Annotated in this window: 14 protein-coding genes; 3 read left to right on the forward strand and 11 right to left on the reverse strand. The window is 34.6% G+C overall.

Annotated features, from left to right (window positions below):
* The first annotated feature begins 180 nt into the window (after positions 1 to 180).
* Both JTI58_RS22720 and JTI58_RS22725 read left to right on the forward strand, forming a co-directional pair.
* The gene (locus tag JTI58_RS22720; RefSeq protein WP_205443901.1) at positions 181 to 846 is read left to right on the forward strand and encodes a response regulator transcription factor; all 666 of its coding nucleotides are present in this window, start codon (positions 181 to 183) and stop codon (positions 844 to 846) included.
* Position 847: 1 nt separating this feature from the next.
* The gene (locus JTI58_RS22725) at positions 848 to 2083 is read left to right on the forward strand and encodes a sensor histidine kinase (RefSeq protein WP_205443902.1); all 1236 of its coding nucleotides are present in this window, start codon (positions 848 to 850) and stop codon (positions 2081 to 2083) included.
* Positions 2084 to 2230: 147 nt separating this feature from the next.
* Here the strand turns inward: JTI58_RS22725 and JTI58_RS22730 are convergent, their stop codons facing one another.
* The 9 genes from JTI58_RS22730 to JTI58_RS22770 form a co-directional block, all read right to left on the reverse strand.
* Positions 2231 to 2785: a ferric reductase-like transmembrane domain-containing protein gene (locus JTI58_RS22730; protein WP_205443904.1), complete on the reverse strand. Its 555-nt coding sequence runs from the start codon at positions 2783 to 2785 to the stop codon at positions 2231 to 2233.
* On the reverse strand, positions 2775 to 3680 hold the full coding sequence (locus JTI58_RS22735) for an FAD:protein FMN transferase (protein ID WP_205443906.1): 906 nt from the start codon (positions 3678 to 3680) through the stop codon (positions 2775 to 2777). The genes JTI58_RS22730 and JTI58_RS22735 overlap by 11 nt, the downstream gene beginning before the upstream one ends.
* 28 nt (positions 3681 to 3708) lie before the next feature.
* A complete protein-coding gene (locus JTI58_RS22740) occupies positions 3709 to 3966 on the reverse strand; it encodes a hypothetical protein (RefSeq protein ID WP_205443907.1) in 258 nt (85 codons plus the stop codon).
* 17 nt (positions 3967 to 3983) lie between these two features.
* Positions 3984 to 4625, reverse strand: coding sequence for a copper amine oxidase N-terminal domain-containing protein (locus JTI58_RS22745; RefSeq protein WP_205443908.1), 642 nt, complete (start codon positions 4623 to 4625; stop codon positions 3984 to 3986).
* A gap of 320 nt (positions 4626 to 4945) precedes the next feature.
* The gene (locus JTI58_RS22750) at positions 4946 to 6151 is read right to left on the reverse strand and encodes an EAL-associated domain-containing protein (RefSeq protein ID WP_205443909.1); all 1206 of its coding nucleotides are present in this window, start codon (positions 6149 to 6151) and stop codon (positions 4946 to 4948) included.
* Between the two features lie 456 nt (positions 6152 to 6607).
* Positions 6608 to 7711 (reverse strand): TFIIB-type zinc ribbon-containing protein, encoded by a 1104-nt coding sequence (locus JTI58_RS22755; RefSeq protein ID WP_205443910.1) that lies wholly within the window; start codon positions 7709 to 7711, stop codon positions 6608 to 6610.
* A gap of 14 nt (positions 7712 to 7725) precedes the next feature.
* Entirely contained in the window at positions 7726 to 9057 is a 1332-nt protein-coding gene (locus tag JTI58_RS22760) for an SPFH domain-containing protein (protein WP_205443911.1), read from the reverse strand.
* A gap of 163 nt (positions 9058 to 9220) precedes the next feature.
* A complete protein-coding gene (locus JTI58_RS22765; protein WP_205443912.1) occupies positions 9221 to 9595 on the reverse strand; it encodes a DUF423 domain-containing protein in 375 nt (124 codons plus the stop codon).
* A gap of 11 nt (positions 9596 to 9606) precedes the next feature.
* Positions 9607 to 10032 (reverse strand): acyl-CoA thioesterase, encoded by a 426-nt coding sequence (locus JTI58_RS22770; RefSeq protein WP_004225136.1) that lies wholly within the window; start codon positions 10030 to 10032, stop codon positions 9607 to 9609.
* Between the two features lie 719 nt (positions 10033 to 10751).
* On the opposite strand from JTI58_RS22770, the gene JTI58_RS22775 reads away from it, so the two are divergent.
* Positions 10752 to 11213: a DinB family protein gene (locus JTI58_RS22775; RefSeq protein ID WP_205443913.1), complete on the forward strand. Its 462-nt coding sequence runs from the start codon at positions 10752 to 10754 to the stop codon at positions 11211 to 11213.
* Positions 11214 to 11680: 467 nt separating this feature from the next.
* Here the strand turns inward: JTI58_RS22775 and JTI58_RS22780 are convergent, their stop codons facing one another.
* A complete protein-coding gene (locus JTI58_RS22780; RefSeq protein ID WP_205443914.1) occupies positions 11681 to 11842 on the reverse strand; it encodes a hypothetical protein in 162 nt (53 codons plus the stop codon).
* 244 nt (positions 11843 to 12086) lie between these two features.
* On the reverse strand, positions 12087 to 12383 hold the full coding sequence (locus JTI58_RS22785) for a hypothetical protein (RefSeq protein ID WP_205443915.1): 297 nt from the start codon (positions 12381 to 12383) through the stop codon (positions 12087 to 12089).
* Positions 12384 to 12597 lie beyond the last annotated feature (214 nt).

The raw sequence follows: 12597 nt of genomic DNA on the forward strand, positions 1-12597 counted from the left end.
AAGCAACCAATATGAAAAAAATCTGAAAAATGGTACTAGAAAAAATTACGATATTTAACTAAAATTTCTTTTTTTAGCTTAGAATAAGTAGAAGATTGGTCGCACAAAAAATTCAGGTGGATTTCATAAAGTTGTTATAAATTAGTTATATTGAATATAAAAAAGGTAGGGGAAGCTTCGTTGAAAATACTGATAGCAGAAGATGATAATCGATTAAGAAAAAACATTGTTCACATCATTCAAAAAGAATTTCATCAGGTGGATGCTGTAGATAATGGTCAACATGCATTAGAATACATACTGTTTCATACATACGATCTAGTCATTCTAGATTGGATGATGCCAGAAATAAGCGGTATTGATGTGTGCAAAGAAGCTAGAAGAAATGGTTATGAAGGTGGCATATTAATACTAACAGCAAAGGATGATAGCAATGACATCATCTGTGGATTAGATGCAGGTGCTGATGATTATGTTGTTAAACCATTTAAAATGGAAGAACTCTTAGCCAGAATACGTGCCATTTTAAGAAGAAAAAATAAATCCATTCATCAAATCATTCAAATTGATGATTTAAAGTTATATTTGGATTCCAGGACACTTTATAAAGATAATCAAGAAATACTATTAACTAAAAACGAATTTTTATTGTTAGAGTACCTTTTTATCAACAAAGGCATCGTTCTTACTAGAGAACAAATTTACACACAAGTATGGGGCTTTGATCATGAAATGACTAACAACAACCTTGATGCGTTAGTAAAATTAGTTCGTAAAAAAATCGATTATAATCGATCAAAATCCATTATTGAAAACATTAGAGGTATAGGATACAGAGTGAGGTAGCATGTTTAAGAAAACCCGTAAAAAATTAACTTTATTTAACTCCATTTATTTTATAGGCTTTTTCTTTGCTTTTCTTATTATTCTTTATTTTTCATTAGTTCAACTAATGAATTATCAACAAGTAGAAGAACTAGAAACTTATTACGAAGAACAATATCATGATTTTTTTGAGCACAAAAATGATAATGAAGGGAAATTAGAATTTAACCCAAATGGTATGTATTTTTACTATATTTATACAAAAGACCAGATACTAGTCCACGGTGACGAAAACTATCAAGGCTTATTTAAAGATCTAGAAAAAATCATTCAAACGGAAAACCCTTCTAAACGTTTTGTAAAAAATATAAATTGGCGTGATAGACATCTTTTAATTTTATCGAAACCCATTCAGACTAACGATGAATTCCTAGGATATATTGTTATAGGCAAATCGACCACATCACAATATCATTTTTTTCAAAAAATGATTTTACTGTTTATTGTTTTAATTATAATTTTTACGATAATAATTGGATTCTTAAGTTACTACATGGCAGGAAAAGCCATGATCCCCATTCAACATGCACTTGAAAAACAGAAAAATTTTGTTTCAGATGCTTCTCATGAGTTAAGAACACCGCTAAGTGTATTTTATAGTTCACTCGATATTTTAGAATCTGATGAAGCTAATAATATGAGTGATTTCGGTAAAGAATTAATCGAAGATTTAAAGCATGAAGCAGAGTTAATGAAAGAGCTATTAGATAAACTATTATTTTTAGCCCGACATGACAAAAATCGTATTAATTCAACTAAAGAAAAAATCTCCTTAACAGAGTTGCTAATAACGATTAGTAGGAAGTTTAAAAGAGCGTTACCGAAAACAATAGTTTTCGAAACAGAAATCCAACCTAATGTTAAATTTATTGGAAATTCAAATAATATAACTGAATTAATTTATATATTATTAGATAATGCAGCGCAGTACACACAAAAAGGTTCAATCTATCTAAAGCTTTTACAAACTGATAAAATGATATATATCTACATTGAAGATACAGGCATTGGGATTTCTAAGGAAGACCTCCCTTTTATTTTTGATAGATTTTTCCGGAGTGATGCTGTGAGAAACAGAAACGGAACAGGACTAGGACTTGCTATAGCTGATTCTATTGTTCAAGATCACGTAGGAACAATTACAGTTCAAAGCGAGTTGGAAAAAGGTACAACATTTTGCATTCAATTTCCTCTTTAATAAAAAGTAGGCTCTTCATCGTTACAGGATGGATAAACCATTGAATGGCATTACATGAATCAGTAGTGCCATTCAACTTTTTTTTTTGAGCTACTTTGGCAGTCTAGCTAACATGGAGAAACTGCCTTTCATCCATTCAAGCACCGCTTACTTGCTAACACCTTGCTTTTGATTTTTCTTCTTAAACCCATCACTCATCAACCTTACAAGTAGTGCGATAATTATAACCATTACTGTACTACTATAAAATAAAATTATTAACATTTGATTAGAGTCAGCACCAATGAATAGCCCATGAATAAGTGATAATATCCAAGCAGGTAAAACAAGAAAATGCATCTTCTTCCAAAGTGAGAAGTTCATTTTATTTATCCATATATCTGATGTTAAAAGAACTATTAAAAATAAATAAAAAGCTATGGTTCCTAGCCCAGACAACAATACCTGATAGTTAGCGCTAAAAGGTAATACGATTTCAGAAATAGTATAGGGTTCGTACTTATCAATCATTAGTAAAAGGAAATGTACAATAACAGTGATAAATCCCATCCATCCACTCATTTGATGTAATTGAAAGTACAAGTTTTTATTGGTCTTGAGAGTAGAAGATTTCCTTAGTAAACCAAAAAAAATGGACATACTGAAGTAAAAATAACTTAAAAGACCTAATAATCGAATCCATTCCCAAGTACTAAATAACATCTAATTTTTCTCCTCCTTTTAGCCAATATATACTTCCATCATCTTTTGCTATCAAGCAAGCACAAAGCATCTGTAGTTTGTCAAACCATACTTGTAATTCTTGTTCATTTAATAAAAAAGCAAGTTTTGTTGCCACTTCTGCTTGACATAATGAGTTTGTTATTATTGTTGTTTGAAGGATTGGGCTAATCATTACCTCTCCGGTTCTTCCATCCAATAAGTGATGCTTTTCTTTCCCCTGCTGTTTCCAACTTCTAAATATACAATTCGAAGTGGCAATTGCTCCATTTTGAATTCTAATTGTACTGATCTCTTCGTGTATATGAAATGGATGAGCAATCCCAATGGTCCATGTCTTTTTGCCTGACGACCACATTTTCATATCTCCACCACCATCTACTATTCCAAACTCTGGAGAAACCTGTCTAAGCCAATCAGCTATTTTTTCAACTATGTATCCTTTGGCAAATCCACCTAAATCAATTAATTGATTACTCGTTTTTAAAACTTCATTGTGATCCAAAAAAAGAAATGGCTTATTTGCCTTTTTTTCTATTTGTATTGGCTCATACTTTGATTCTTGAAAAGGAAAGGATCGATCATACCCATGTTGTTCTAAATGTAATTTTAAATACGGAGAAAATATATTATTAGTTAATGTATAATAGTTGTCTGCTTCTTTTAAACAATCATATAATGCAGGAGAGATTCTGCCTATTTCTCCTACCCTTAGTTGATTAATTTGATTTAACTCATTATTTGGCTCAAATCTCGACCACTCTCTTGCAACGTATTGCAACCATTTCACCACTTTGTCTTTCCAATCCATTTTTTGTGTTCCAGCAATTTCAATATAAAAGTTTGTATTCATCGTGTTTAATGATAGGGTATCCAAGCAACTTCAACTCCACTTCAAACTATGTTTAGGATCGTTTGGTAGTTCGATCGGTACGAATTTTATTTTGTTGCAGTTGATTCACTCCAACAATTTCAAAATTTGTCCAATCCAATTGAACAAGTTCCTTTTCTCGGTCTGACATTTTTTTTGATTGTTCAGTTGTCAAATTTAGATCAGCTATGTTTGTATCTGATGGAACATTATTAAATTGCGTTAATAGTAAAGAAGATAATATTACTCCAGAAGTGCCTAATATCCATTTAGCTTTCTTTTGATCTTTCATTCAATCATCTCCCTTTTTTATTTTAATAACTTCAATACAACAGAGTTATTCATTTCTTGCCATTCAGCCACATAGCCCAAACCATTTGAAATTACACTAATTGGAACATACATATTATCATTCAAGTAAAATGTAACAGCTGGTATCGGTGATTTTATCTCGTTATAGTACACAACATTTGTCCCCGCACGAAAAATTAGTTCTGTACCACCGTTATTAATTTCTAATATTTTACTATTATCATAATTAACTACTTTTGCACCTAAAAGTTCAGCAACAATTTTACCTGGCACATATATTTCACCATCTAAAGGAATCAAGTAAAGTGACACTGTATTATTATTATTTTCTAGTTTTAATTGAATTTCTTTCGCTTCTTTAAAGGGTAACTCTCCTTTTTTTACATAAGTCGATCTTGTCCAAATATTCCATGTATTACTATTTGTTTCAAGGTATCTTTGGTCATAATATTCGTATTCATCCTCTTCTTTATCGTCATCATCATCTTCTTCCGAGTCATCATCATAATCATCATTGTACTTTTTATGAACATCACCCTCGTATTTTTTATAATCTTCTTCATCATCCGCATTTGCTATTTTGGCATCAACAAATGGCCAAATTAAAATAATAATTAGAAGTACTTTGATAATCCTCATTTATTCAGCTCCTTTATGTTATTTCCATCTTAATTAAGCTAAATGAAAAAATACTGAAAAAACAAAATCATTCATTACAAATTTAACAAATGTATAGATTGCCATTTTTGTTTCATAGAGGTAGTTAATTTTCTATGAGAATTTAAATAGCGTTCTTGATTGAAATCAAAAAAATTGCCTTCTGCAAATATAGAAGGCAACTTCAGTATTTTACTCGGCTTTTAGGATTCTCCCCCATAATACCTAGTATTTTATTAAACTAAATATATCGAATTGCAATTTGTACCCCTGAAATGTTGTCACTATAGAAATTAGTAATATTATCTAAAGATTTTATGCTCATAAAGATAGTCATAGGAAAGGTCAACAAACAAATATTCATGCTCGTTGATGGCGATGGAGAATGTTCTTGTAATTTCTCCTGTTTCAATATCCCGATACAATTCAGAGATTTCCCCACTTTGATCGTTGCGCATTTTGATAATCGTTTGAAGGAAATACGGACGCCAGCTCCAATTTTTATTGATGGCACGTGGCTGTAGCTCCCAAATACCGTCAATTCGCATAACGTTTGGTGTTAACTGGAACCCATCCTCATTACAAATATAGAGTCGGAAGGAGTAATTATCTAATAGTTCAGCTAAATACTCTAAATGGGAGACATTGTCGCTCGTTGGTTTCACACGATGAACAATCGCCTCTAATTCCTCTCTTAATTTTTTCAACTGCAAATATTGTGCCTCCAGCATTTTCTTTTCGGAGGTAATAAATTGCTGGCATTCTTTTTTAAAACGTTCCTTTAATATATCCTTATCAACAAAGGTCATTGCTGGATTTGCTAGGTATGGACCTTGATAAAATCTACCCCCATTTTTCCAGGCAAATTGTAGCTGATAAACCGTTTCGATATCTTCAAATAAAAGATTCGCTCCAATTTTATAAGCTAGGCTACCAATGGCGGAAATCATGTCCGATTGAGCAGACCAAGAATCATAATTTAAATCACGTGTATTGACCTTTAAGATATGGGGTGCCAATAACGCAATATGCTCTAAATGACTTTCGGCTCCTACTTCCTGAACGGCAATTTTCACTCCAAACGTCGTAAAATAGCGGAGGGCGTGATGTAGTTTGTTAATATCCCCGATAAAACGATGCTCTGATACGACAAGTACGATGCGCTGTAAATCTTTTTCATCTATATATTGTTGGATAATATTAAAATGACTTTCACCAAAATCTTGCATCAATAAATTTGGATTGCTTGGAATATAAATATCAATTTCTGGTGCAATTTCATCAATTTTAGCTAATGCCGCATGTAAAATTTTATGTTCCATATCAATTCGATATTCTTCTGGAATATCTTCATTGTTGACAAAATCCTTTAAATTAATTTGCTGACCTTGAATTTGTAGATATCCGGAAATTTCGTAGGCAATCACCGTATGCGCATCTGCACTAAATATCGGTTGATAATACCCATGTATTTGATCTAAATTCGTTAACACTTCAATTGCGTCCATCATCGAAACCTCCAATATGAATAACGTTTTTATTGTTATTCAAAAATAACATTACATTCATCATGATTAACTAAAAAAATGCTCTCTGACTGTATAATAAGTTGTTTAAAGTAAAATCGCAACTTCACTTCTCATAATTTATGGCAAATCTGTCCTAAATTTTAACGTTCAACTATTTGATTTTTATCAATGCTAACGACTTTCCTGCATAGTAGGTTGCTCCTTACGCCATCTTGTTCCTTTTACTTAATTTTCATGTCAGTCAAGGCTGTTCTCTTATTTTGTTTCTCACTTTAATTTATGCAACATAACACAAAGACAGCCGTGATAATAGATGATCATTATCCTATCCAAGCCAAACAATTCAGTCATTTGCCCAGTATTTAAGGACAATTTTATGAAAAAACAGTATCCCAATAGGACAACACGAGGCTCCTACTGGCATACTGTTTATTATTATTCAGACATAAAGAAATACCAAATCAGTGCGATTACTGCTACTGATAAAATAATAGCTATCGTTACGCGAAGCGGCGAAATAGGAGCATTTCCGCCAACTCGACCCGTTTGTCCATTCACCATAAAGCGGTAAATCTTCTCCTTATAGCGGAAAGAAGATAACCAAATCGGTAACATTAAATATTTGTATGTAATATCATCATGGTTTGTGGAAAAACGCAGATTGGATACTACATCGGCACTATTTTCCCAACGAATTTTGGACGTGATCTGCGCATGGAGGTGATCATGGATTTCACTTTTTGCTTGGCTCCAGCCATCCTGCAAACCAACACTGTAACGCTCTGATAAAAATCCAGCTACATATTGTGGTTTATAGGCCTTATTATTAAGGAGATTAAATGGTTCGATTTTTCGCATCATGTCCCGATCATAGCGTGTCGTGGCACTCACTAAATGATCGTCTATAAATTCCTGATAAAAACCACTTGTTGAATACCAATCTGTTTCTGTATGCGTTTTACCGTCTTTATCCGTAACTGTTCGATGACGTCCATATCTTGCGGAGTATCTGGAGCTTGTTTTTGAGTCAAACGTCCAATAAGGGAGATATACCCCTTTAAAGGCATCAGGCTTTGCACTTATTTTGGCAGCCTTTGGTGTAAACCATCTGCCTTTAATCCATTTCTGAAAATGTTCCCCTGCCTGCTTATCCGTTACTTCAAAAGCACATACGCCATTGGGTGCTAGCGTATTCTCAGCACTAGCCTCCATGACCTGATTCGAACCGCAGTAAGGACAACTATCAGCAACCTGCAGGGCATCATAAATCGTCTCGGCTGCACAAGCTTTACAAATGACCGTCTTTTTCTCTACGCCCCAATTGAAATTTCCACGTTCTTCTGCTTTTAAGAAGTCCATTTCCTGGGCAACTTTTTCCTCTTCTTGCTCAGGTGTTGCAATTTCAGACTCAAATCCACAATACGGACAAGTCAGCTTACCTGTGGCAGGATTAAACTCAATCGATGCACCACAGGAAGGACATTCAGCATCAAAGTCAAGCTTTACTTGTTTGACATGTTCAACTTCTTGCGTTGACATAGGCCATCATCTCCTTACTTGATATCCTTTTCATCAAAAACATCGCCGCATTCAGGACAGAATTTAGGTGGATTTGCAGGGTCCTCTGGTGTCCATCCACATTTATCACATGCATAGAGTAAAGCACCAGCTGGTTTTTTAGAGCCACACTCACTGCAAAACTTCCCTTTATTCACCGCTCCACACGTACATGTCCAGCCCTCTTCCGCCGGTTTTGCCGCACCACAATTTGAACAGAATTTCCCCGTGTTGTCATGACCACATGCACATGTCCAAGTATCAGAGGCTTTAGCTGTTTGATTTTGCATCGCAGCCTGAGCCATTTGCGCTTGCTTATTTTGCTCATTCATTTGATAAAGCTGACTAGCATTGACTCCACCAGCTTGTGCAGCCATATTCATCCCCATGAATCCTGCCATAGCCCCACCATCATTGTTGGCAGCCGCAATCATCGCTTCTGCCTGAGCACCAGTTAAATGGGCAGCAGCCATACCTGGATCACGCATGACCGCATTGCGTTGTAGTTGTTTGATCATCGCTTCGTCTTCTTCAGAAGCTTTCAGTGTACTGATGCCAAATGACACAACAGCTAAACCACGTGTAGCAAGCCATTTTTCAGATAATACCTTATTGAGTGCGTCTGCTAATGCAACTGTATGAGCGGGTATTTCACTATAACGAACGCCACTAGCTGAAATTTGTGCAAAGGCTGGCTGTAACGCTGTCATTAATTCTGATTTTAACTGGCTATCAATGGCCTCTCGCGTAAATTCACGCTCTACATTTCCACATACATTTGTATAGAATAATAACGGATCAATGATTCTATAAGAATACTCACCATGGCAACGAATGGCAATGTCGATATCTAATTCGATATTACGATCAATAACTCGGAATGGAATTGGTGCAGGAGTGCCATATTTATTCCCAACAATCTCCTTTTTATTAAAATAATAAACTCGCTGATCTTTAGCAGGTTCTCCACCAAATGTGAAACGTTTGCCTATCTGTTTAAATGTTTCCATAATGCCATGAGACAAATCTGAGCCGTACATAATCGAAGGTTCTGTTGATGTATCATAGACATATTCCCCAGCTTCTGAAGAAAACTCTACAACTTTCCCCTGTTCAACAATCATCATACATTGCCCTTCATTGACGGCAATAATCGAGCCATTGCTAATAATGTTGTCATTTCCTTTATTTGAACCTCGTTTAGAAGTGCGTTTAACACCCTTAGTTACTAGAACATCTGAGGATAATGCCTCACAATAAAAATACTCACGCCATTGATCCTCTAAAACGCCTGTTAATGCCCCAACGCCTGCTTTTAATAAACCCATAAATATTCCCACCTTTACATTGATGTTTAGCTTATTTTATCATCTATCAACACTATGTAATACGCAAAATCAGACAAATTGTTTCATTTTCTTCATACTAAACTAAAAAACGAGAAGTTCCTATGATGTGAATCATCAGAACTTTCTCGTTACAGTGTCTTTCTTATGATAAGGCCGCTATTATGACAAGCACCCATGCAACAATAAATAACATTCCACCGATTGGGGTAATCGCCCCTAGCTTTTTCACACCTGTCACGGCAAGCACATATAAGCTACCAGAGAAGAAGACAATCCCTGTAAACATCAGATATCCTGCCCACGAAAGCAGACTAGAGCTTCCTAAAAGTGCCTCATTGGATAGAATGCCAAGCGCAAGAATTCCTATAGCATGATACATTTGATATTGCACAGCCGTTTCCCAAATGGCTGCATAATGTGGCGAGGCAAACTTATCCTTTAGTGCATGTGCGCCAAAAGCTCCTAAAATAACACCAAGACCTGCCAAAATCGCGCCTAAAGCTAAAAACATTTCCATCTATTGTTCTCCTATTTTGCCTCAACGGCAATTTCTTTATATTTGGCGTCCCAAGCTGGGTCAATCTTACTTAAAGATACTGGTCGCAATGTATCCTTATGCGCAAGAATATGTACGGATTGAGCTGTGGCTGCTACCGTGCCATCCTCATGTAAAATTTCATAGCCATACGTAGTTCGTAAACGATCATGCTTTTCTACCCAAGTGCGTACCGTTGCCACCTGTCCATAATGCATGGCTGCTTTATACGAAATCGATAAATCCATTACTGGCGATACATAGCCATCTTTTTCTAATGCAGCATACTCAAAGCCCGCATCACTTACAAGCTGCGTACGACCAATCTCCATCCAAATGATGTAGTTCGCATGGTACACTACGCCCATTTGATCTGTCTCCGCATACCGTATTTCAATCTGTTTCTCACTTACAAACATTTTCTTCACCTCGTCCTACATTATAGCGTAAAAGTATTGATTTGGTGGGGTTTTTGCTCTATTGGAATTGGAGATTGAAAAATGTATTTGTCTACGTAATGATCTCATTCCATATATCCTTTGAAAATCGTATATTTTTAAAACAGGAAACGCTGCCAGATTCCTCGACTTTTCAATGAATGTATAACTAACCATAATTAACACACACTAATTTTGAGTGTCTCGCACGCAGTAAGTGAAGAAAGTAGTATTTGTTGACCGTCTTCATCTCTTATGTGTGATGATTACACCATTTTATATAATAATAGAGGTGCTTGAAGTGACTATATTCGGAAAATGTTTATATATCGCATTCTTTATCATCGTCTTTTTATTCACAACAATTTGGAACTATTTTAATAGTGGTCATTGGGCCTTGCTTGAGAATTTATTCTTTGCCTTTTGGGTAGCCAGTTTCTTATTTATGGCCTTGCTGCTTAGAAGTAAAAAAGTTGAATCGGAAAAAGCTGATAATAGAAGTTGATATACCTATTTAATGATATTTTCTATTGTTTAATTATTTCCTACAATTTATTCATTTGCTGTGGCATCTACAAGCTGCAGCTTTTTTATTGTTGCACCAACTTCATACAAAGCTTGTCAGTACTAGTATTTTATCCGTACATTCAAGCCTCAAAATGATATACTATTCAAAAAATACTTTGAAGAAGGGAACGTGAGTGATGGAGGCTAAGACCATCTTATTAGATCAATTTTTAGCTAATGCGAATGACCGTAGTTGGTATATCTCATTTTATGAAGTCGTTGAAGGGCTATCTGAAGCAGAAGCCTTTTGGAAACCCGATCCTTCTAGCCATAGTATGGCTGAAATTGTCCAGCATTTAATCTATTGGAATGAAATTTGGCAAATACGGTATAGGGAGAATCAAGTGAAGGCCCCATCCCAAACGAATAATGCAAATACGTTTCTTGTTAAAGATGAAGTAACTTTCTATGAATTGAAAGAAAAGTTATTCCATATCCTGCTGCAATGGCAAGATTTAATTGAGGAAGAGCAACTTTTATCTATCGTAAATGGATACCCCGTAAAAGCGGAATGGTGGGCCATCCTATCGAATGCCGCGACTCACAATGCCTATCATATTGGACAGCTCGCTTATTTACGTAAAATGGAAAAATAGACATTTATATGTTATAATCTCAGAGTAGGGCTAATAGTAATAGTCCTATTTTTGTTTGCTGCCGCTTATTTAACTCAAATAACACCAAAGGAAGATGCAATGTGAGCCTAGAAGAAATTACACAAATTTATTCATTTTACTTCTTCACGACACCCATTTTAATAAGGTTAATTGTATTTAATTTTATTTTCAAAGAACACAAACATACGATGGCTATTTTATTGGATGCTATTGTTTTAGTATCAACTACTATATGGTTAATATTGATTAGAGAAGTCATTTTCCCTTTGCCTTCATTAACTTTAAATGTATTTAGTGTACTATACATCCTATTGATTATTGACATTTCTATTAATTATTATCGCTTAAAAAGGAAGAATTCCTTGAAGTGAATAGCCCAATTTATACATATAAACAAGCTCTAAGCAAAAGAAAAAAGCATCTCTCGTCAAGATGCTTTCACTTTACTATTGGGGCAATTCTTCTAGTGATTTTTCAAATTCAAGTATATGTCCATCAACTTTTGCTCTTTCTAGTTCCTCAATAAATTCTTCCTTACGCTCATCAAGTCTGGAGTCAAGTGTGTTTTGATAACCCGGAAATAGATTGTAATCTACTGGTTTCCCCATAAGTTCACCTCTTATTCTCAGCTTTTTTATTTATTATAGGGTATATTGATATTTTCTGACAATTATTTATATCATTTTTGATTACAAGGACCGACAAGCCAACACAACTGAAGACTCATAAAAAACACCTACCTATACTTAATTGCCCATAAAATGATGCCCTTAATTCTAGAGAACAAGCGATGTCATTTATTTTGTCATCACTTCTGAAAGTACAATTTCCATAAACTTTGTTGATGACCCCCTAATCTCCCCTCACTTTTTTTACGGAAAATAAAATCAAATTTACTATATTTAAAAAGAGAATAACTAAAAACATATAAAAGGTAGTTGGGTCTCCGCCTGAGGGCACTTCATCCGCTATGTATCCAGAAATAATCATCAGTGCCCCTGATACGATACAGGAAATTATTGCTAATACACCTATCGTATATCCATTGACAATAGGCTTTTTTAATAAAATTAAAAATAATGTAATGAACAAACTAAGTAGAAAAATACCCATTGATAATTTTATATAATAAAAAACATCTACTAACATTTCATCCACTCCTTTTCACGTTAGACGTTTCCAGCTATTATAGTTTTATCTATTTCCCCTTACTTTTCCAAGCACTTCCTCCACTAGTAGATATGATGCAAAATCTTAAGAAATCTTCATAATTATTCTCAATAATTATTAATAATTACCATTTACAATAAGAAAAGTCGACAATATTACATCAACAGAAAATCAATTCATCAGATTAACATAG

It is taken from the genome of Lysinibacillus fusiformis (assembly GCF_016925635.1).
GTDB classification, from domain to species: Bacteria; Bacillota; Bacilli; order Bacillales_A; family Planococcaceae; genus Lysinibacillus; species Lysinibacillus fusiformis_F.

What these genes read in the sequence shown, in the direction of transcription:
- JTI58_RS22725 (WP_205443902.1), top strand. Translation starts at nt 848, where the DNA reads ATGTTTAAGAAAACCCGTAAAAAATTAACTTTATTTAACTCCATTTAT.
- JTI58_RS22730 (WP_205443904.1), bottom strand. Translation starts at nt 2,785, where the DNA reads ATGTTATTTAGTACTTGGGAATGGATTCGATTATTAGGTCTTTTAAGT.
- JTI58_RS22740 (WP_205443907.1), bottom strand. Translation starts at nt 3,966, where the DNA reads ATGAAAGATCAAAAGAAAGCTAAATGGATATTAGGCACTTCTGGAGTA.
- JTI58_RS22745 (WP_205443908.1), bottom strand. Translation starts at nt 4,625, where the DNA reads ATGAGGATTATCAAAGTACTTCTAATTATTATTTTAATTTGGCCATTT.
- JTI58_RS22750 (WP_205443909.1), bottom strand. Translation starts at nt 6,151, where the DNA reads ATGGACGCAATTGAAGTGTTAACGAATTTAGATCAAATACATGGGTAT.
- JTI58_RS22755 (WP_205443910.1), bottom strand. Translation starts at nt 7,711, where the DNA reads ATGTCAACGCAAGAAGTTGAACATGTCAAACAAGTAAAGCTTGACTTT.
- JTI58_RS22760 (WP_205443911.1), bottom strand. Translation starts at nt 9,057, where the DNA reads ATGGGTTTATTAAAAGCAGGCGTTGGGGCATTAACAGGCGTTTTAGAG.
- JTI58_RS22765 (WP_205443912.1), bottom strand. Translation starts at nt 9,595, where the DNA reads ATGGAAATGTTTTTAGCTTTAGGCGCGATTTTGGCAGGTCTTGGTGTT.
- JTI58_RS22770 (WP_004225136.1), bottom strand. Translation starts at nt 10,032, where the DNA reads ATGTTTGTAAGTGAGAAACAGATTGAAATACGGTATGCGGAGACAGAT.
- JTI58_RS22780 (WP_205443914.1), bottom strand. Translation starts at nt 11,842, where the DNA reads ATGGGGAAACCAGTAGATTACAATCTATTTCCGGGTTATCAAAACACA.
- JTI58_RS22785 (WP_205443915.1), bottom strand. Translation starts at nt 12,383, where the DNA reads ATGTTAGTAGATGTTTTTTATTATATAAAATTATCAATGGGTATTTTT.